The organism is Shewanella sp. 1CM18E (assembly GCF_023161665.1).
Lineage (GTDB): Bacteria > Pseudomonadota > Gammaproteobacteria > Enterobacterales > Shewanellaceae > Shewanella.
The window spans coordinates 198,288-219,843 of sequence record NZ_JALNTW010000005.1 but is presented as its reverse complement, the minus strand read 5'-3'; the positions used below and the strand labels follow the sequence as shown (position 1 = coordinate 219,843).

Sequence of the window (21,556 nt, the reverse complement as noted above, 5' to 3'; positions counted from 1 at the left end):
TTCAGTGAAATATCAGGCTTTATCGAGAGTCAAAATCTAAGAAAACTATCTACCTTTCCAAACAGGATCGCGCTTTTCAGAGAAGGCTAATGGACCTTCTAGTGCATCTTCAGAGTGCAGCACTGATGGATAGTTTTTCAAACCGCCAGTTCGAATATGGCGATAACCATCTTCAACTGAAAGCTCACTCGTTTCACGGTAGATTTCTTTGATAGCTGCAATTGCTAACGGTGCGCCCTGAGCAATTTGCTGTGCAAGCTCACGCGCACTTGCCATTAATTGATCACTTTCAACCACACGATTTACTACACCCCAACGCAATGCTTCCTCCGCGCCCATACCACGACCAGTCATCATCAATTCATTTACGATTGCAGGCGGTAACAATTTAGGTAAACGCAACATTCCGCCGCTATCAGGTACAATGCCTAACTTAGCTTCTGGCAGAGCAAAACTCGCATTTTCAGAGCAAATAATCATATCTGCAGCTAACGCTAGCTCAAATCCGCCACCAAATGCATATCCATTTACAGCTGCAATCACAGGCTTATCAAGATCAAAGATTTCAGTTAAACCTGCAAATCCACCTGGGCCAAAATCTGCATCAGGCGCTTCGCCTTCAGCAGCTGCTTTTAAATCCCAACCTGCAGAGAAGAAACGTTCACCTGCACCAGTGATAATCGCCACACGTAACTCAGGATCTTCACGAAATGCTAAGAAGACCTCACCCATTTCAAAACTTGTTTTAGCGTCAATCGCGTTGGCTTTTGGTCTATCAAGAGTAATTTCTAAAATAGCGCCATTGCGGGTAACGTGTAATGATTCACTCATGCTAATACTCCAATATAGAGCCAATTCAGACTCATTTATTAAAAAGCTAATTAAGTTAACTTCACATCAGAAGTTTTTTTTGTACTTTGTAGGTACAGGTTCTTGGAAAAGATTTTTTTATTTCGACAAAAGATGGAACTTTAAATTTAGCCATATTCTCCGAACAAAAATTAAGAATTTGGTCAATACTTAAAGACACACCCTCATTAAATATTACAAAAGCTTTAACTGCTTCATCTCTAATTAAATCTGGCACACCAATAACAGCAGCATCTAGAATAAATGGGTGAGACATTAAAACTTTTTCAATTTCCGAACTTGAAATGTTTTCTCCCGACCTTTTAATCATATTTGTCTTTCTATCGACAAAATAGAATAGACCCATTTCATCCGCATAGGCTTTATCACCGGTATATAGCCAACCATCGGCACTTAATACTTCTTCGGTCGACTTTTGATCTTGATAATAACCCTTCATGATCGTTCGACCCGGCACGCCTTTAACCCAAAGATCACCAATCACATTAGCAGCTAGTTCTTGACCATTTTCATCGGCAATTTTAGCTTCATAGCCAAGACCAGGGCGACCGATTGACGGCCAATGTCGCTCCTCTGCTGGACTATCACCAATCAGGCCGACTAAGGTTTCAGTCATACCGTAAGAGTTAAACAGCTGCACATTAAAACGGGTTTCAAAATCAAGTTTTTCTTGATCTGAAATATGCAAGAAAAACAACATGTCACGTAGGCAATGGTCTTGCTCAGTGGCTACTTTTGGTTGCAACATCAAGGTGCGAACGATCATTGGCATACTATGGGTTAGTGTTGCCTTATAGTCACAGATTTGCTGCCAAAATTTACGTGCACTGTACTTCTCTAGCATCACCAACTTAGCGCCAACGGTAAAGGCCGCCATTGCCGCATTACATTGAAAATCTATGTGAAAACTCGGCATCATGGTTAAGTATGTATCGTCGCTTCTCAGACAGGTTTGCCACGCTGTGTAATAGCCTGCAAATTGCAAGTTACAATGAGTGATCTCCACTCCTTTTGGCCGTGACGTTGTCCCTGAGGTAAATAATATTTCGGCCACATCGTCACTACTAATCGTGACCTGTTTGACTAATTCGCTCTTTTGTTGGCTAACAAGAACATCGAAGTTCATTGAATCAGATATATCTATACTAGTGGTTCTTGTAACCAAAATATTATTTATTGAGTTACCTACTTGCTGTTTCATCTTGCTATAAATAGACAGAAACTCTTCTTCTATAACGACGGCTTTAACATCACATTTATTAATAATGAATTGACTCTCAGAAAATAGGTATTGATTATTGATAGGGACAATAATCGCACCTATTTTTGCGAGACCAAACCAACAGAAAATAAACTGCGGACTGTTATATAACTGCACTGCAACTTTATCGCCTTTATTAATACCCAAATTTAAAAATAAATTAGCTGTTCTATTAATTTCGTCATTAAGCTGACTATAAGTAAACTCTTGGACATCGCCGGCAGCATCCTCATAAACCAACGCTGTGTTATTACTAAATTTACGAGCACGCTCTTCCCACATGCATCTTAATGTTTTGCTACCAACGATATCCATTCTTCTAGCCTCACTTACACTCAGATACTTTTGCTAAGCCTTTTTCGCTTAAGCTCTGAATTTGCTCTTGTGAGTAACCAATATCTTCCAAGATTGCTGCGGTATCCATGCCATGCTTTGGCATACCACGCCAGATTTGACCTGGGTTATTCTTGAACTTAGGCATCACGTTCGGACCTCTGTAGGTCTTACCGTCAATGTTCTTCCACTCAGTAATAGACTCGCGTGCAATATATTGCGGATTGCTATCTAACTCAGGAATGGTCAACACTTTTGCACAAGCAACATTTAGCTCAGCGAATCTTGCCAATACTTCTTCAATGCTCTTTTGTGCTAAGTACTCGTCTAATGCATCTTCAATCTGGTAACCAAATGGACACTCAATACGATGAATAAGCTGCGTACCTTGAGGCACCTCCTCGCCACCATATAAATGCATGATATTCATATCTTTGAACATCTCTTCAATTTGCATACCGCCAACAAGCTCCATAACGATATAGCCATCATTGCATTTGTATAGGCCACAACCTGCATAGTAAGGATCTTTACCCTTAGTCATACGTGGGCAGACCTCGCCACCATTAAAGTGATCCATCATGAAATACTGCCCCATACGCAGCATCACTTCATACATAGCTACGTCGATACTTTCACCCACACCAGTTTCACGAACACGGTATAAAGCAGCTAGTGCTGAAGTTGTTGCCGTCATACCTGAAAAGTAATCCGCCGTGTATGGGAAGGCTGGCATTGGTTGGTCAATATCGCCGTTTTGGATCAAGTAACCACTGAATGCTTGAGCAATAGTGTTATATGCCGGCAAGTTAGTATATTCGTCAGTACCGTACTGACCAAAACCCGACAAGTGAGCAATTACTAACTTTTTGTTTTGCTCCCATAACACCTCATCGGTAATACCACGACGCGCAAAAGCAGGACCTTTACTTGCTTCAATAAAGATATCTGTAGTTTCCATTAGCTTAAGAAACGCATCACGGCCTTCATCTTTAAAAATATTAAGTGATAATGCATGAAGGTTACGGCGCGATAGTTCAGGGTAATTAGGCTGTACGCGAATGGTGTCAGCATAAGCAACGTTTTCAATCCAAATAACTTCTGCGCCCCACTCGGCAAGCATTTGTGCCGCGAATGGACCCGCAATTTCAATACCAGAAAACACCACTCTTAAACCAGCAAGAGGACCAAACGTAGGTGTAGACAATTTATTTGACATAATACCCATCTCTCTAAATATTCGAATAAAAACTCATCACGGCTCAATGCCGAGACAATAGTCATAGTTGAGATTTACCAAGCATTACAGCAGTGAAAGGCAAGCGTTGAGATTTGAGCTGCAGTGTCGATCTGCTTAAAATTAAAAAGAAGCGCTCAAATCCCACACTAGATACTGCCCAGATTAAGTACTCACTAACTCAGCACTTAATCTGTTAATCACCATGGTAAATTAGCGATAGCGTTTTAATACTTCACGGCCTAAGGTCAGGATCTGCATTTCATCAGAACCACCAGAGACACGGTCAACACGGATATCGCGCCACATCCGGCTAATACGGTGTTCACCAGCAATCGCATAACCACCTAGCACTTGCATTGCGGAGTCAATCACTTCAAAGCCAGCATTAGCACAGTAGAACTTGCACATCGCAGAATCACCCGAGGTCATGGTGCCGTTATCACACTTCCACGCCGCTTCATAAACCATGTTTTTCATACTGTTAAGCTTGATAGCCATGTGAGCAAACTTGTCTTGGATTAACTGGAAACGACCAATTGCTTCACCGAACTGAACGCGTTGGTTAGCGTATTTAGCCGCATCTTCAAACGCACAGTACGCTGCACCATAGTTAGTTAACGCCACTAAGAAGCGCTCTGAATCAAACTCTTCTTTAACACGCATGAAACCGTTGCCTTCGATGCCGAAAATATCTGACTCTTCTAGCTCAAACTCGTCGAATTGAAGCTCACAACAGCTATCCATTTTTAGGCCTAACTTTGGTAACTTACTCATCTTGATGCCAGGCTTTGACATATCGACAAACCACTCACTAAAGATTGGTGTTTCAGAGTCTGCATCTTTAGCCATCACCACAATGTACGGCGCACCCGCAGCACTGGTAATGAAGCACTTACTACCCGTTAAATACACCTTGCCATCGCGACGCTTATAAGTGGTTAGCAAACTGCCCACATCAGAGCCAGCACTTGGTTCAGTGATCGCCGAGTTCCACATTTGCTTACCAGTACCGCGTAGCGCCATGATCTTATCAATCTGCTCTGGACTACCATGTCTTAGCATCGTGCTGATCCCAGGTAGTTGATACAAGACGTACGTTGGAGCGCCTAAACGGCCTAGCTCTTCCCAGATCACTGCAAGCGTGACCATGCCTTCGTTAAATCCACCATGTTCTTCTGGCAACAACAAACTATCGATGCCCATTTCGGCAAGCTCTTTCACAAAACGCTCTGGATATTGGCTATTTTCATCACATTCTGCGAAATAGTTTTCCCAGTTTTCTTTAGCCATTAAGTCGCGGATACCTGCTACAAAAAGCTCTTGTTCGTCGGTTAATTTAAAATCCATTATTTATTCCTCTAAATTTCAGCAGTGGATCCCAGGTGTGGCTAAGCCTCTTCACCGACAGGTTTCCAATTATTTTTACGAGCATCTTTTAAGAAAGAGATGATAATCATGATGTTAACGATAATGAGCGGCGCACCACCGGCAATAATTGCGGTTTGCAATGGCTTCAAGCCACCAAGCGATAAAAGTACGATACCGATTACACCAACAAGCACAGACCAACCAACACGAACCCAAACTGGCGGTTCGTTATCGGCGTCAGCACCTTTACAGGTAGACATAGCCAAGGTGTAAGAACAGGCGTTAACTAAAGTCACTGTCGCAAGGAAACATAGAATGAAGAATCCCCACATTGTGATCGTACTGAAAGGTAATGCAGCCCATGTTTCGATGATCGCTCTCGCTGCGCCATACTGCTCAATCAGCTGTGGCATATTGACAAGATTTTCGTTCATCAAGCTCATAGTGTTACTACCTAGAATGGTCCATAAGAACCAGGTAGAAGCAGTTAAACCAGCCACCATAGTCAAACAAAGTTCACGTACGGTGCGGCCACGAGAAATTTTAGCTAAGAAGATACACATTTGAATGCCGTACACTACCCACCAAGCCCAGTAGAACACAGTCCAGTCTTGTGGGAAGCTTCCTTCACTTACAGATGCTGTATAGAACAACATACGAGGAAGTAGCTCTAGCATTACGCCAATAGAATCAGTGAAATAATTGATAGTGAAGCTGGTTGCACCAATAAGGAACACCCATACCAACATAATGATGCTCAAGTAACTACGTAAGTCACTCGCAATTTTGACACCTTTAGTTAGACCAAAAGCAACACAGATAGCATTAAATATAATCCATGCCGAGATGATTACGGTATCAACTTCAGGGGTACGTGGAATACCGAATAACCATTGAATACATTCAGTTACTAGCGGAGTCGCCAAACCTAAACTGGTACCCATAGCAAGAATTAGGGCAACAACATAAACGTTATCGATAAAGATACCGATGAAACCTTTGTGATGCTTACCCAATACAGGTTCTAATGTGCCGCTTGGGCGAACAACATCCATTTTCTTTACAAAAAGGAAGTAACCAAGTGCCACAGTAAAGAAGCCATAACCCATCCAAGGTAAAGGACCCCAATGGAACAAACTGTATGCAAGCCCTAACTCTTTAGCCTGAACAGATAATGGTTCAAGGTCGAAAGGAGGGTAAGTTACGTAGTAGTAAACCTCTAGAGAGCCCCAAAACAATACCGCTGCAGAGGTACAAGAGGCAAACATCAGGAAGATCCAACTTCCTGTACTAAACTCAGGTTTTTCCTGACCTAAACGGTTATTAGAATATGGACCCCATGTCAACCAAGCCCAGCCAGCTCCCATGAAAATCATATACCATTCAAATGCCCAACCCCATGTATGGGTCAAGTAATGAAATACTTCTTGAATCGCAACATTCGCCGCATCTAAGTCCCTTACTGTAAAGTAAGAAAGCAATACAACGGCGATTAATGAAGGAAAAAAGATAATCGGGTCAATAGTGACCTTTCTCTTTCCTGCTTTGGCATCTACATCCATCGTTTTATTGTTCATATTAATACTTCTCCCTCTCTATTCTAAGAGGATAATAGTTAAAGTTTTAAACTGAGTATTTACCGAATTATTTTATTACCTAGAAATAAAAGTCAAAAAACAAATATAACCAAGCATTTTAATCAATCACCAAACAACAATTTTAATTACTTATAAAAATGGATACATATAAGTAATTAATAAATCTAAATGAGCCCGCTGATTTGCGTAAGAATCATGCCAGCCATAATTTTGCTATACAGTGATCGTTATCACGTTCATTTGAAATAGAAACTCAACGGCTTAAAACTGGCAAAAATCGAGTTGTAAAAAATAAACTTTAATTTATGAAAAAACTAATAAATATTATCCCCAGGAACCCAAACACACCACTAAAAAACTCACAAAACCAGATAAAATCGATATATATCAATAACTAAAGACAAAACCAACTAGACGTAAAACACTAAATTAGAGCACTTTTAAACAACCAAAAAAGTTTATAAACAAGCTAAAAAACACTAAAAACTGTAATTCTAATAAGCGTATTAGAATTACTTAACAGGTATATTTAAGCTCTACTAATGAGATTATTAGCTCCAGTAAAAAGACCATTAGCCCACCTAATACCGATATTAATAAATCTAAAAACAACTTAAAAAAGCATATTAGTGAAACTAATATAGCTGTTAGAAAGACTAACTTCACCCCATCTATAAGTGTGACGAACATAACATTAGCTTGCTAATTTATCGCCATATAATTGATTCAACTTAGAATGGTTAACAAGAAGAAAAGTTTAATAACCTCTTTTAGAAATTTAATATCTTTAAGCGTTATTAATTTAAAACCCATTTTAACAATACCAAAACTAATAATTAGTTATGACATTCAAATTCTTATATTAGGTTTCTAAATACTTCGTATTTTAACGGGAGAAATAATGAAAATTATTACGTGTTATAAGTTAGTACCTGAAGAGCAAGATATCTCAATCGCATCTGATGGTAGCTTAGATACCAATAAGGCCTCACCTAAAATTAATCCATTCGATCTCTGTGCAGTAGAAGCTGGCGTCCAACTCAAAAGCCTTTTAGGTGACTGTAGTATCACTGCGATGAGTATTGGTGGTAAGGCGTTAGAAAACCCTAAATCACGAAAGGATATTCTTTCCCGTGGCCCAGATGACTTAACAGTTGTGGTAGACGAGAAATTTGAACACCTGCTACCACATCAGACAGCACGTGTATTGATGGCTGCAGCACAAAAAAGTGGTTTTGATTTAATAATCTGTGGTGATGGTTCTGGCGATTTATACGCTCAACAAGTTGGCTTACAGTTAGGTGAGCTACTAGGCATCGCCAATATTAATGCTGTTAGTAAGATTATCGCGGCAGAGCCGGGCAAGATTACAGTTGAGCGCTCATTAGATGATGAAGTAGAAGTATTAGAAATTTCACTACCAGCGGTAATTTCTGTATCTGCAGATATTAATGAACCAACTATCCCATCGATGAAAACGATTCTAGCGGCAGCTAAAAAGCCAGTAACAAGCCTAAGCACGACAGATCTTGAACTAACAGAGTTTCCAGCTTTAGTTGAACTCGTCTCTGTTATCGCGCCAAAACAAAAGGCTCGCCAAAATATAGTGATCGAAGGTGACGATGAGCAGCAGCTTGCCGAATTCGCAGAACACTTACGTAAAGCACTTAACTAATTAAGGATAAATGATGAGCAAACTATCTAATATTTGGGTATTTAGCGATATCGCTTCCCGTTTACCTGAAATGATCGCAGCAGGTGCTGCACTAGGTGAAAAAGTATCTGCATTTATTATTGGCGCAGAATCTGAAATTACAGCTGCTTACACATTAGGCGCAACCCACGTTTATTACTTAGGTGAAAAAGATAGTCAAAAAATTACTGAAGACTATAGCCATACGATTGCACAAGTTATTGCAGCAAATAGCGAAAATAGCTTAGTGCTACTTGCACCAACTAAACGTGGCAAAGCCCTCGCCGGTAAATTAGGCGTGCAATTACAAGCTGGTGTTGTAAACGATGTTACCGAAATCAACGTTGAAAACGGTGTATACGCTAAGCATATGGCCTACGGTGGTTTAGCGATAGCTGAAGAAAAAATCAACAGCCAAGTAGCAATTATAACGTTGAGTAGCGGCGTGTATGAAGCATTGCCGGTAGATCCTAGCCGCACAGGTGAAGCTATTAATGTAGCTTTTGTTGAACCAACAACAAGCATTACATGTATTGAGCGCCGAGTTAAACAAGGTGAAAGTGTTGACTTAGGCAAAGCTAAACGCGTTATCGGTGTAGGTAGTGGTATTGGTAGTCAGGAAAACCTACAAGTCGCCAATGAATTAGCAGCACTAATGGGCGCAGAGCTAGGTTGTTCTCGTCCTATAGCTGAAACTGAAAAATGGATGGAGCGTGAGCGCTACATCGGTGTATCAGGCGTAATGCTAAAACCAGAAATTTATCTAGCATTGGGTATTTCTGGCCAAATCCAACATATGGTTGGTGCTCTAGGTTCTCAGACAATTTTGGCTGTTAACAAAGATAAGAATGCGCCCATTTTCCAATATGCGGATTACGGTATTGTTGGTGATATCAATAAAGTCATGCCAGCACTTATTAGCGCTTTAAAAGCTTAACTGAAAACAGTTTATATCGTTATTTCAATCGCCTCACTCTTCACTATGAGAGGGGCGACTAGCCAAATATATGTAGAGAGTGACGAGTATGTCAGAAGAATCATTTGACGCTATCATCGTAGGAGCCGGGCTTGCAGGCAGTGTTGCTGCCTATGTTCTTGCGAAAGAAGGCGCAGACGTTCTAGTTATTGAACGCGGCAACTATGCTGGTAGCAAGAATATGACTGGAGGCCGTTTATACAGCCACAGTTTAGAAAGAATCATCCCTGGTTTTGCTAAAGAAGCGCCAATAGAAAGAAAGGTAACTAAAGAAAAAGTGACCTTTCTAACCGACGATACAGGCGTCACTCTCGACTACCACAACGGTCGAGAACAAGCTGCAATTGAAGAATCTTATACCCTATTAAGAGGCGACTTTGATCAGTGGTTAATGGGCAAGGCTGAAGAAGTTGGCGCTCAATTTATCAGTGGTATTCGGGTTGATGAAATCTTAGTCCAAGACGGTAAAGTCATCGGCGTGAAAGCTGATGGTGATGAGCTAACAGCCAAATCAGTGATTCTAGCAGAAGGCGTTAATCCAGTTCTCGGAGAACAACTAGGAATGGTGAAACGTATTAAATCTGATGCTATGGCAGTTGGAGCAAAAGAGTTAATCGAACTACCAGAACAAGTTATTCGAGATCGTTTTAACCTTAATGACGATGAAGGTTGTGCTTGGTTATTTGCAGGCTCTCCCGCCAACGGCTTAATGGGAGGAGGCTTCATTTATACCAATAAAAGCTCAGTTTCATTAGGCATTGTCTGTGGTTTACATGGTATTGGCAGTTCAAATAAAACTGTACCGCAAATGTTGGAAGACTTTAAAAACCACGCCATGATTAAACCTCTTATAGAAGGCGGTAAATTGATCGAATACTCAGGTCATGTTGTACCAGAGGCTGGTATTCATATGGTGCCAAAACTGGTTGATGATGGCGTATTAATTACCGGTGATGCTGCAGGCTTTTGTTTAAATATCGGCTACACAGTCCGCGGCATGGATCTGGCTATCGCCTCGGGTGAAGCCGCAGCAAAAGCAGTACTAGCTGCGCGCGAGAAAAATGATTTCAGTGCCCAAGGTTTATCTTCTTATCAAACATTATTAGAAGATAGTTTCATCATGAAAGATCTCAATTTATACAAAGAGTTACCTAAGTTCATGGAGAACCCACGCATTTTTAATCAATACCCTAAGATGGTTGCTGACATCATGCAAAGTATGTTCACTGTGGATGGTAGTCCATCTCAGCCTATTAGAAAAACGCTCATGAAGCACTGTAAAGAAGTCGGCTACATGAATCTAATTAAAGATGGATTTAAAGGAGTGACTTCGATATGAATAAACTAGTTAATGTAGACGTCAAACTTGGTGCCAATAAGTTCCATGTCGATGAAGGCCATTCACATATTATTTTAAAAGATAATCCAGATTTAAATGAATATCGAAAACTGGTTAATGCATGTCCTGCAGGGCTCTATAAATTAGAAGATGACGGAAGTATTCGATTTGACTCTGCTGGCTGTTTAGAGTGTGGAACCTGTAAGTTCCTTTGTGGTGAAACCATTTTAGAAAAATGGGAATACCCAAGAGGAACATTTGGTATCGAATATAGATACGGATAACACCATACAACTCAATTAATTTAAATGTAATTTAGGGTTGGAATATATATTCCGACCCTTTAGCCGTATTTTTAAATAATATATTTGTTGCTACATCACAAATGCAAAACCTTTATTAAAAAATATAAAAAAACACCATTCAAGTCACCGTTTTAATAATTTTACCGAGTACTATTCAATTTAAGTTTATAAAACGTACAAAATGGAGCTGACACCTCCAGATAATAAATAAAACATAAATCTTAAAATTATATTTGGTGGTAATTAGCATGAAACCAAGAACCAACTTCGATGATATGGAGTTTACTCCATTACACAAAAAAATAATGCTTTGGGGTAGTGGCGGGCCTTTTTTAGATGGGTATGTATTAGTAATAATTGGTCTAGCACTTCAGCAATTAACACCTGCCCTAGAGTTAGATGCACAATGGATCGGATTAGTTGGAGCCGCGACCTTAGCCGGACTCTTTATCGGCACAGCACTATTTGGTTATGTAGCAGATATATTTGGCCGAAAATTGATGTTCATGATTGATATTATTGCTATCGCAGTACTCTCTTTTGCAACCATGTTCATCTCCTCACCAATTGAACTTGTAGTTATGCGCTTTTTGATAGGTATTGTTATTGGTGCTGACTACCCTATTGCAACGTCAATGGTTGCCGAATTCTCACCTACTAAAAAACGAGCTTATACAATGGGCTTTATTGCTGCAATGTGGTACGTAGGAGCTACAGCAGCAAATATGGTTGGCTACTTATTATATGATGTAGAAGATGGCTGGCGCTGGATGTTTGGCAGCGCATTAATTCCTTGTCTAATAATACTTCTTGGCAGATTTCATCTTCCAGAGTCTCCAAGGTGGCTGCTCAAAAAAGGCCGAATTAAAGAATGCAAAGAGACAATGGAAAAGTACTTTGGTCCCAATGTTGATATAGCACATGAATCTGCAGAGCAAACTAAATACAGTAAACTTTTCGAGCCAGTTTATTTAAAAAGAATTCTATTCATTGGCTTTATTTGGACCTGCCAAGTTATTCCTATGTTTGCCATCTATACCTTTGGCCCACAAATTATTGAGCTACTCGGTTTCACTGATGGTAAGGATGCAGCCCTAGGTAATATCGTAATTAGCCTCTTCTTCATGGCAGGCTGTATTCCAGCCATGTATTGGCTCAACTCTATTGGCCGCAGACCATTATTAATTGGTAGTTTTGGCATAATGACAGCTTCTCTAGCGCTCTTAGGGATAGTTCCAGATCCTAGTATTTGGTTAATTATTGGCGCTTTTGCGACATATGCCTTCTTTTCTGGCGGCCCGGGAATATTGCAATGGTTATATCCCAATGAATTATTCCCTACTGAGATCCGCGCATCAGCCGTAGGTGCTGTAATGTCATTTAGTCGAATTGGCACCATTATTTCAACCTATGCATTACCCATTTTCATGGCTAACTATGGTATTTCCCCAACATTATTAGTCGGTGCTGCGATTTCATTATTTGGTTTAGTTATCTCTGTATTTATGGCTCCAGAAACTAAAGGCTTAACTTTAGAGACTACTAGCTCTACTGCATTTAAAAGTAAAGGTATAGCAACGAACAACTAATAAAGATTAAGGGGTATTTACAGCCAGCCGCGGGAAATACTCCTAATCTAACTCCAATTATTTATTAATTTGCATCTAAAAAATCATATTTAAAACTTAAGGAGTTAATATTTGAACAAACCAGTTATATACCCATAAAAATAAATTTAAAACAAACACAAATGATTCTCTTACTTATATAAAACACTGGGATAACACAATCATGAACACGAATAGAAAGATCTGCCTTTCATTAGTTGCAAGTGCACTCACTCTCAGCACTTTTAATATCCTTGCTGCAGAGCAAGAAGAAGATGGTATTAATATCCATGGCGGCGTACGTGTAAATTATGCTTATAAAGATTATAGCGAAAGCTCAAAAGATAAAGCTGGAGATTTTACCTTTGATATGGCGTCTTTGCGATTTGATGCAAAGCACGGAAACTGGGGGTTAAAGTCTGACTACCGTTTTACTGCTGATACTAACTATATAAAATTTGGTTATGGCTATTACAACTTCAATCCAGACTGGCAGTTACAATTTGGTATAAACAAGGTGCCATTTGGCAACCTAGGATATATTTCAAATAGTTATTGGTTTGGATTGCCATACTACCTGGGCTTTGAGGATGATCATGATATCGGTATAAAAGCCGTTTACGAGCGCAATGGCTGGCAAACTGATATGGCATTCTATAAAGGTGCTGAATATGGCCCTACAGAAAACAAACGTTATGCAGCAGACCTATACAGCGGCACAATTAACGGAACCGAATACCATAACGAAGAGACAAATCAAGTTAACTTACGCCAAACCTATAAAATGGAGCATCAAGGTGGCTCAACTACCTTTGGTGCCTCTATTGAAGCAGGCCAAATTTACAACTCAGAAACTGGTAACAACGGCGACAGGTATGCTTTTGCTGCGCATTTAGATAGTACTTTCAATGGTTGGAATCTACAGTTACAAGCGATGCAATATGAGTTCGATGCGGCCGATAGCGCTGATAGTAATAAAATAGGCGTATCAGTGGTTAGCTGGCAATTTGAAGTGGCATCTAAAGGTCAAGTGTATAGCGCAAACATAGCCAAAACACTTCCAACAGATTGGGGAAGTATAAAATTCTACAACGACTTTGGTTTAATGACCCCAGATGTGGATGACGACAGCTACGATAATAGTATGCAAAACGTTTTAGGTGCAGCTATCAGTGCAGGTCCAACATACACCCAAATTGATTTCATTATGGGTAAGAATATGACTTTCTCAACAGCTAACAACGACCATATCGGTCTGCCGGAAGTTGGCGACGACTGGGATAAACGCTTCAATGTCAGTGTTGCTTATTACTTTTAACTCGCTCCACACTCTTTTTGTGGTACCTACATTCTACAAGCCACTCGTAAAATGTTAATTTAACCACGTCACCCATAGCCTTCATTATTATGAAGGCTTTTTTTACACATAATAAAAAAAAGCCAGCCCATCAATAAGCTGGCATTCTATCTTCTAAGTTAGTTACCTACACCACCATTGTTAACAGGGCCAGTTTCAGACGTTACTGCCGGCCACTGCTTAAACGTTGCAAGATGCTGGGCCACCGCTGCTTGTGCAGGACCAAAGGCCCACATTTTTTGCCCCATCCATTTTAAATACATACCAGACTCTTCAGCCGCTCTTTCAAAAGGATCACGACGTAAATTAAACAATAACGGCGCATTTAGCTCTTCTTTAGGGCCACTCCAGCCTTGATTTTGTATTACAAAATGCGCTTTCCAATCACCGACCCTCACTGCTTGCAACTTATCTCGCTCGTAGTAAAAAATCTCTTTACGGCTTGAAGCGCCATTCTCTGTCAGTAGTGACATTTGATTATAGCCATCAAGGTGCGCCTTAAATCCTTTGTAACCCTTGAGCATTTGTTGCTTCAAATCATTAGGGCCACCAGCAGCATTTACCAGCGTAGGCAATAAATCCATGCCATCAAACATGCCATTATTAACGACTCCAGCAGGGATCTTAGCGGGCCACTGGATCAAAAATGGAGCACGAACGCCACCTTCCCAAGTTGTACCTTTTTCACCGTGGTAAGGCGTCATACCACCATCAGGCCAAGTCATGATTTCAGGACCATTATCCGCGGTAAAAATAATGATGGTATTGTCAGCAATGCCTAGCTCCTCGAGCTTAGCAAGCATCTCACCAACATGGTCATCAAGATCTTTCATCACCACTTCTTGTAAACCCCAACCATTTTGACCTAACATCTTTTCATACTTAGGCGATAAGTGAGTCCACACGTGGCCGCGTGATGGGCAATACCAAGTAAAGAATGGTTTATCCTCTTTCACTGCTTTTTCAATAAAATTAATCGCGTGCTTATTCACTTCATCATCAAGTGTACGCATTCGTTCTATATGCAATGGGCCGTCATCAGTAATGGTTTGGCCACCTTTGCCATCTGCTTTAGCATGAATCACATTGCGCGGCGCAAATTGCTTAAATGCTCCATCTTTTGGCCAATCAGGATCTTCGGTATATTCCATCGCATTAAGATGATAGAGCCAACCCCAATACTCATCGAAGCCATGCATGGTAGGTAAAAAAGCATCCCTATCACCTAAGTGATTCTTACCAAACTGCCCAGTAACGTAACCCTGTTCTTTCAGCAGTTCAGGTAATGTTGGCGTATTAGCATTTAAACCTACAGGCCCACCTGGCAAGCCAACAGAGTGCATACCGGTTCTTACTGGAAACTGTCCGGTTAAAAATGCTGAGCGTCCCGCAGTGCAAGAGGGTTGCGCATAGTAATCAGTGAGCAACATACCTTTTTCGGCAATGCTATCAATATTTGGAGTTTGGCTGCTCATCACCCCTCTGTGATAAGCACTCAAATTTGAAATACCAATATCATCTGTAAAAATCACAAAAATATTTGGCTTATTCTCAGCGGCAAAAGCTGCGGTAGATATAAATCCGTATAGGCAAATAACTAATATATACAAAATCCGTTTCATCTCTTTATCCCTCTTTTTCAGTTTTTCTTATCATCGCAATACCGACAAGGCCAAAACCAACCTCTAGTAGTAAATAAACGACTAATAACCAATGCGGCCAACCGTCAACAATAAGACTTAATGCTCGTCCAAACGCCAATCCAAACATAAATACAGTCAAACTATACAGGGCAGGTAATTGATACTTTCTAATGAATGCCCCAAGGCCCCAAAAAAGTACCAAAGCGAGATATAAGCCCATTACCGCTCTAAAAATATGGCTACTGTTTATTGAGCTAGCATCAATATCAAAAAGAAAGGCAAGTGAAGTGCTTGGTTGCAAGCCATAACCTAAGGCAATTGGCGTTAAACCCACTGCAGCAACAAGCAAAAATTGTTGTTGGATCCGCATCGACTGTCCTTGTTAAATACGATTTGTATTTAAGGCTAGTCGACAAAGGTTAGTATTCAAGGATGAATCATTAAATAATTAAGTCAGAACAGTAGCTAATGTTTAAAACCCTATTCGCAAAAGGCCCGTCTAAAAGTGGTATTTAGCAAGTATATCTGCCACACCGCGAGCCTCTACCGCACTTATCGAGAAAAATGCTATTATTGCCATGAATAACACTCAACCGCGACTGCGGTAAAAATCATTGCGAGTGAACAGTTTAATCAATATAGTTTCGCCCTTTTTCAAGCCTCACTTAAGGTCTGTTAGCCATGCCATTGCCAAAAGATGAACTCCCTATCGAAAACAGCCAAACGCTAAGCGATTCAGAATATGAAGCGCCTGAGTTATCTATGGTTGAAGTGAGTCAATCGGTTGAGCAACTGACCAATGCTGAAGGTGAAGAACAGGCAGAGCTTTTCGATGAAATGTTAGAAGAAGCAGAGCCAGGTACTGTGGCACTGCTGCTTGAATCATTACCGTTAGATGAGCGTTACGAGCGTTGGTTACAGGTTGATACTGACGAGCGCATTGCCGTACTAGACTTGATGCGTGCCGATCCGCGTAACGGCATTCTAGATGAGATGCCTGAACCTGAGCTCGACTTATTGTTCTCGCAAATCTCACCTGAAGACTTGATTGAGTGGAGTGATACGCTATCTGATGCGATGACTGAACGTGCGCTGTCGCAAATGGGCGAACGCCAACGTCAGCATTATGATCGTTACGACCAATACTCTGAAAATGAAATTGGTCGTTACGCTGAGCACCAATTTTTGGCACTAAACCTCACCTCTACCGTGTCTCAAGCACAGCGTTTTTTCCGTCGAATCAAGCTCGACTGTAACGATCATGTGTTTTTGCTCGATGATGACGACAAATATATTGGTAGCGTGCGCCGTCACGATGTATTTCGTGCCGCCCCAGAAGCGACTTTAGAAAGTTTACTATGGGAAGACAGTCGCTCAATTTTGGCAGATGCCAGCCTAATTGAAGCAGCAGAAGCAATTGAGCACAGTAACGAACTAGAAATCGCCGTCGTTGATACCAGCGGTATTATGATTGGCCGTATGACACTGCGCACCGCAACCGCACTGGTGCGAGAACACTACGAAGCGCAGTTAATGGCAACCGCAGGTATGGATGAAGACGACGATTTGTTCGCGCCGATTACCGTAGGTGCTCGCCGCCGCGCCGTATGGTTGGGGATTAACTTACTCACCGCATTTTTAGCCTCGGCGACTATTGGCTTGTTTGAAAATGTATTAGAGAAAGTAGTCGCGCTGGCAGTATTGATGCCGATTGTAGCCTCAATGGGCGGCATCGCTGGCAGTCAGTCATTAACCTTGATGATCCGCGGTATGGCCATGGGACAGATCTCCTCGGGTAACGTAATGTCATTACTCAAAAATGAACTGGGGATTGGTATTTTAAATGGTGTACTTTGGGCCACAGTCATCGGTCTTATTGCCGGATACTGGTTTAACGATCCTATAATGGGCACGGTAATCGGTGCAGCGATTCTAATTAATATGGCAGTTGCGGCAATTGCCGGTGTCATGGTGCCGATGATCCTGCAGAAAATGAATCAAGATGCTGCGCTATCGGGCTCGGTTATTCTTACTACTGTGACTGATGTTGTCGGCTTCTTCTGCTTCTTAGGCCTAGCTTCAATTTTGTATTTATACTAACAGTTGTATTTTCTGAGCACAGAAACCACAAAGCCTAGCTAACAGCTAGGCTTTTTTATGCTCACTATTCGTTCTTTTGCTGTTTCTCTTGCGGCACCAATCTCACCGGCACTCCCAATTTAACTAAATAATTGAGAATATATCGGCCGCTCCAAACCCAACCACTTAATGGAATGAGATGACTATCCACTCCAATTAGCTTTATATCACCATCAATATATAAACCTGGTGGACCAACATCGTCAGCTTCGGCCTGAACATCGGCGTGACTAATGTAAGCGACTTCAGCGTAGGATATCTTTCTCGAATCATGACCATTTATGCCGGGAGTTAATAACCAAAGCTGCTCTTTGGTAACACAGACCGCCTTAAACGTGCCAAATCTTATTTCGCTACAAAAAGTAAAAATAACCGCCAAGCAAGGGATGGCCAAAAAAACAAAAGTAATACACATCATAAACACCACGCCATAATCAGACATGGTCTCTGTCATATAGAAATAATCACCAAACTTAGTACGCCGGCGGCCAACAGGAAATAGAAACTTAAACAAGTCTGGCAGCCAACAAACGTAAACGTATAGGCCGACAAGCCCAAAGGAAAATGACTTAATACTATCTCGCCATGACTTTTTAGTGATTGTGTGCCCCGGCGTTATAGATAGATGCAGATTGAGCTTTGCAATAACCGTTTTGGCATCATCACCATCGAATGGGTCTTCTTCAAGAGAAATAGTGCCAACAAACACAAGCTCACTCTGTTTAACCATATAAACATCAAACCTTTGCTGAAGTAAACAGTTAGACTGCTTGTTCTCCAGCAGTAAATACTTCTCTGCCAAGGGCAAAACAAGCTCAGCTTGGCGATGCAAGCATCTATAAACCAATACAGACAAGCAGATTTGATAAGCCACAATGACCAGCAGTAACATGCTGATATTAGCCAAAGCATAGATATCGCTCGCAGCGACACTCACAAAGAAACAACCCAATACCCATTTATCAAAGCCAGATAATTGCGCAGACTTTGATATTCGTAACGCATCATCTTTCAGGTAAATGTGTTGGCGTAACTTAGGCTTAAAAACAAAACTGACAATCACATAAAGCGTTGCGATAGCGGTTAGTACCAGCAAAATAGCTTGAGCATCATAAAAACAGGCCCCAAGTAGCAAGACCACACCGATCACTAACGAGGCTTTCTGGAACATGCTTCGCGTAAAAGGGGTGAGGACTGTGTCTTGAATACTGGCTACTGTGTTCACTGTACCTCCGACACTTATCCGATTGGCGCTATGGCATCGATTAACTTACCCAAAAAGGCAGGCTCATCTTGGATAAAGCTATTCTTCTTATGCTCTATCAGTGTCACTTGAGGTAATTTGGCGGTTAAAATCAGATTCATCAGTTCTCGTTCTGACGGATATTGATAAAAGAGCTTACCCGTTACATAAGCATTATCTCGCTGCCACTCAGCGAACGATTTAGAAAAACCAGCCCCTGTTGGCACACGGATTTGAGCAAATAACTCAGGATCGATATAGCGAGCGAAGTTATAAAGGCCGTGTAATTCGAGTGCAAAACATTTTTCTAGTGCGCCATTTACTCGGCTGCGGGCAAAGCCTAGGTTAGCTTGCTGCAATGCTTCACTCGCGCGCTTACTATCAGCTTGCGTCAGCGCCACTAGAAAATTGATAACCGCACCATCCAACACTGGTAGCTTCTTTTTCAAAAACTTTTCAGCCAAAGCTAATGCTTCTGTTTGCTTAGAACGGTCTTGATAATACAGTGAGCTAATTAAATTCAGCGCAGGTGCGTTGTAGTAGGGATACTTGCAAATTGTTAAGTCAACAGGTGAAAATGTATGCATCACCTCAAAGTCATTACCTGCAAAAGCAGCCACAATATTGTGATAAAAACTGCTGTGATCTGTGCCACCAGCAGTGATGGCACTCGATAATAGTCTTTGCCTTGTAGACTGAAAGATAACGTCATTGAGCATCTGGCAATCCTGAGTCTTGAACGCTTGATAACATCCAAATAGCTCAACCGGCTGAGTATCTCGTAAACATCTCGCTATCGCCTTTGGCAAGTCATCTCGATTTGCAAGTAACTTAACCGTGTCTTCTGGCTCAAGTTCAACGCTATACAATTGCTGCAACTCATCCCATGAACGGATGTAAGGGTATGTCTCAGCAAAACGTTGCAGGCGTTCTTCGGCGAGTTTGTTATAAAGGCTTAAATACTTTTGGGCATTATCCATAATGATCTCAAGCAAGCATAAACTTATGTCGGTGTAGCGGCGAAATCAGCTGGGACAAAAGCGATGCCGCTAACGCAGGCTTGCTCTAGAGCAAGTTTGACTCGCTCATTGACATAATAAACCAATTTGTAATTCGATAGCGTAAAGCAGTCATGAGTGATTGTGGAGCCCAAAAACCGCTGTTTATCAAGCTTTTCACTCGACACCTTAGCATAGCCACCAATCACCTCTTTAAAACGTTTGGCATTAGACGCCACAGGATCAAGTAGATCATAATCGGCGATGCAATTCATAAATGTAAAACTGTGGTCAATCCTGTCAGCGTGCACCTCAACAGGCACAAACTGTAAACCGCTAAACTGATTTTCTAAGAAAATTTGCTGCACTTTTTCACTAGCCAGCAAACCAATACCCAGTTTTAAAAAGTCAGACATTGCCCGGCCTTCATAAAAAGTATCAAGGCTGACAACTGGCGGCGTAGCAAATGATTTAGGCTCGGTGTAATAAAAGTTGAGCTGCTGAGGTGGTTGCTCTGTGAAGCTCGCTTCGTCAGCTTCAAATACTGCAGACAACAAATAATAATTCATAAACAAATATACTCAGCAACCACTACGGAGCGAATGGTCTCTGATAATATTTTGTAAATCAATAGCATTTACTCAAAAACGAGTTCCAAACTTGCTATCGAATAATGTCACTAATTAGCGATTACCTAGCTTTGTTGGCGAGAGAGTAACAAATATGGGGCAACAAAAAGCCCCTTATTAACGAGTTTAATAAGGGGCTTTTTTAACAATAATTCTTACTTATTTTACTAAGCCGTCATTGCTGCTTTTACGTAAACATCGAAACGGTTTTTCTTAGTGGCAATCACCATGCTAGGTTTTACGCCATCTAAATCATCAGCATAGTCAGGGCGTTTAACTACGACGCGCTTTGTGGCTAATGCCATCGCAGGTGCTAGCAAGCCATCTGCATCAAGATCGGCCCCGACTAAGGACTGGAACACGCGCATCTCTTTTTTCACTAATGCAGATTTTTCACGGTGTGGATACATGGGATCTAAAAATACAACATCCACTTCGGTGTTCGATACTGCCGCCGCATCGGCTAATGAATCAATACTTGAGCCATGAAACAAGCTCATACGCTGTTGCATCCAACTACCAATTTCGGCGTCTTCATAGGCGCGGCGCAGGCCATCCTCTAGTAGCGCAGCCACAATCGGATGACGTTCAACCATTAACACCTTGCAACCAAGGCTGGCTAATACAAACGCATCGCGACCAAGCCCCGCTGTACCATCAACCACGGTAGGCATAACACCCTGCTTAAGCCCTACGGCTTTTGCAATTGATTGACCACGACCACCACCAAATTTACGGCGATGCGCCACTGCGCCTGAAACGAAATCAACCGAAATACCTTTAAGCTTCGGCTCATCACGCTTAATTAGCGTCAGGATATTATCTTCAAATACCAACTCAAACTCGGCGTCTGGATCATAAACCAATCCCCAGCGTTCGCAGGCGGATTCGATTGTTGGATAATGGCGATTAAAGAAAATGCTGGTCACAAGTAGGCTCTATGTTTGAGTGTTAACC

At 41.3% G+C, this 21,556-nt stretch carries 18 protein-coding genes; 7 read left to right on the top strand and 11 right to left on the bottom strand.

Going from position 1 to position 21,556, the window contains the following annotated elements; translation table 11 throughout:
* Window positions 1-45: 45 nt before the first annotated feature.
* From caiD to caiT, 5 genes are all read right to left on the bottom strand, one after another.
* Entirely contained in the window at window positions 46-831 is a 786-nt protein-coding gene (gene caiD, locus MSG37_RS09760) for a crotonobetainyl-CoA hydratase (RefSeq protein ID WP_248470452.1), read from the bottom strand.
* Window positions 832-892: 61 nt separating this feature from the next.
* Complete coding sequence (caiC, locus tag MSG37_RS09755; protein ID WP_248470451.1) at window positions 893-2,446, bottom strand: crotonobetaine/carnitine-CoA ligase; 1,554 nt, start codon at window positions 2,444-2,446, stop codon at window positions 893-895.
* A gap of 10 nt (window positions 2,447-2,456) precedes the next feature.
* The gene (gene caiB / locus MSG37_RS09750; RefSeq protein WP_248470449.1) at window positions 2,457-3,683 is read right to left on the bottom strand and encodes an L-carnitine CoA-transferase; all 1,227 of its coding nucleotides are present in this window, start codon (window positions 3,681-3,683) and stop codon (window positions 2,457-2,459) included.
* Window positions 3,684-3,914: 231 nt separating this feature from the next.
* Entirely contained in the window at window positions 3,915-5,051 is a 1,137-nt protein-coding gene (gene caiA / locus MSG37_RS09745; protein ID WP_248470448.1) for a crotonobetainyl-CoA dehydrogenase, read from the bottom strand.
* A gap of 41 nt (window positions 5,052-5,092) precedes the next feature.
* Window positions 5,093-6,649 (bottom strand): L-carnitine/gamma-butyrobetaine antiporter, encoded by a 1,557-nt coding sequence (gene caiT, locus MSG37_RS09740; RefSeq protein ID WP_248470447.1) that lies wholly within the window; start codon window positions 6,647-6,649, stop codon window positions 5,093-5,095.
* 922 nt (window positions 6,650-7,571) lie between these two features.
* Here caiT and MSG37_RS09735 point away from each other — a divergent pair.
* The 6 genes from MSG37_RS09735 to MSG37_RS09710 all read left to right on the top strand — a co-directional run bounded on the left by MSG37_RS09735 (window position 7,572) and on the right by MSG37_RS09710 (window position 13,908).
* Complete coding sequence (locus MSG37_RS09735; protein ID WP_248470446.1) at window positions 7,572-8,345, top strand: electron transfer flavoprotein FixA; 774 nt, start codon at window positions 7,572-7,574, stop codon at window positions 8,343-8,345.
* Between the two features lie 13 nt (window positions 8,346-8,358).
* Window positions 8,359-9,300: an FAD-binding protein gene (locus MSG37_RS09730; protein WP_248470445.1), complete on the top strand. Its 942-nt coding sequence runs from the start codon at window positions 8,359-8,361 to the stop codon at window positions 9,298-9,300.
* A gap of 88 nt (window positions 9,301-9,388) precedes the next feature.
* On the top strand, window positions 9,389-10,678 hold the full coding sequence (gene fixC, locus MSG37_RS09725) for an FAD-dependent oxidoreductase FixC (protein WP_248470443.1): 1,290 nt from the start codon (window positions 9,389-9,391) through the stop codon (window positions 10,676-10,678).
* A complete protein-coding gene (locus MSG37_RS09720) occupies window positions 10,675-10,962 on the top strand; it encodes a 4Fe-4S dicluster domain-containing protein (RefSeq protein ID WP_248470442.1) in 288 nt (95 codons plus the stop codon). The genes fixC and MSG37_RS09720 overlap by 4 nt, the downstream gene beginning before the upstream one ends.
* Before the next feature lie 269 nt (window positions 10,963-11,231).
* A complete protein-coding gene (locus MSG37_RS09715) occupies window positions 11,232-12,572 on the top strand; it encodes an MFS transporter (RefSeq protein ID WP_248470441.1) in 1,341 nt (446 codons plus the stop codon).
* A gap of 202 nt (window positions 12,573-12,774) precedes the next feature.
* Window positions 12,775-13,908: a hypothetical protein gene (locus MSG37_RS09710; RefSeq protein ID WP_248470440.1), complete on the top strand. Its 1,134-nt coding sequence runs from the start codon at window positions 12,775-12,777 to the stop codon at window positions 13,906-13,908.
* 158 nt (window positions 13,909-14,066) lie between these two features.
* On the opposite strand, the gene MSG37_RS09705 is transcribed toward MSG37_RS09710, so the two are convergent.
* Entirely contained in the window at window positions 14,067-15,569 is a 1,503-nt protein-coding gene (locus MSG37_RS09705) for an arylsulfatase (protein ID WP_248470439.1), read from the bottom strand.
* Between the two features lie 4 nt (window positions 15,570-15,573).
* Entirely contained in the window at window positions 15,574-15,960 is a 387-nt protein-coding gene (locus MSG37_RS09700) for a DUF4345 domain-containing protein (RefSeq protein WP_248470438.1), read from the bottom strand.
* A gap of 311 nt (window positions 15,961-16,271) precedes the next feature.
* Between MSG37_RS09700 and MSG37_RS09695 the strand changes: the two genes are divergently transcribed.
* Window positions 16,272-17,690, top strand: coding sequence for a magnesium transporter (locus tag MSG37_RS09695; protein WP_248470437.1), 1,419 nt, complete (start codon window positions 16,272-16,274; stop codon window positions 17,688-17,690).
* Window positions 17,691-17,754: 64 nt separating this feature from the next.
* Here the strand turns inward: MSG37_RS09695 and MSG37_RS09690 are convergent, their stop codons facing one another.
* The 4 genes from MSG37_RS09690 to MSG37_RS09675 all read right to left on the bottom strand — a co-directional run bounded on the left by MSG37_RS09690 (window position 17,755) and on the right by MSG37_RS09675 (window position 21,528).
* Complete coding sequence (locus tag MSG37_RS09690) at window positions 17,755-18,954, bottom strand: hypothetical protein (RefSeq protein ID WP_248470436.1); 1,200 nt, start codon at window positions 18,952-18,954, stop codon at window positions 17,755-17,757.
* Window positions 18,955-18,968: 14 nt separating this feature from the next.
* Window positions 18,969-19,952, bottom strand: coding sequence for a hypothetical protein (locus tag MSG37_RS09685; RefSeq protein ID WP_248470435.1), 984 nt, complete (start codon window positions 19,950-19,952; stop codon window positions 18,969-18,971).
* A gap of 23 nt (window positions 19,953-19,975) precedes the next feature.
* The gene (locus MSG37_RS09680) at window positions 19,976-20,539 is read right to left on the bottom strand and encodes a hypothetical protein (protein ID WP_248470433.1); all 564 of its coding nucleotides are present in this window, start codon (window positions 20,537-20,539) and stop codon (window positions 19,976-19,978) included.
* Between the two features lie 227 nt (window positions 20,540-20,766).
* A complete protein-coding gene (locus tag MSG37_RS09675) occupies window positions 20,767-21,528 on the bottom strand; it encodes a class I SAM-dependent methyltransferase (protein WP_248470432.1) in 762 nt (253 codons plus the stop codon).
* Between the last annotated feature and the right edge of the window lie 28 nt (window positions 21,529-21,556).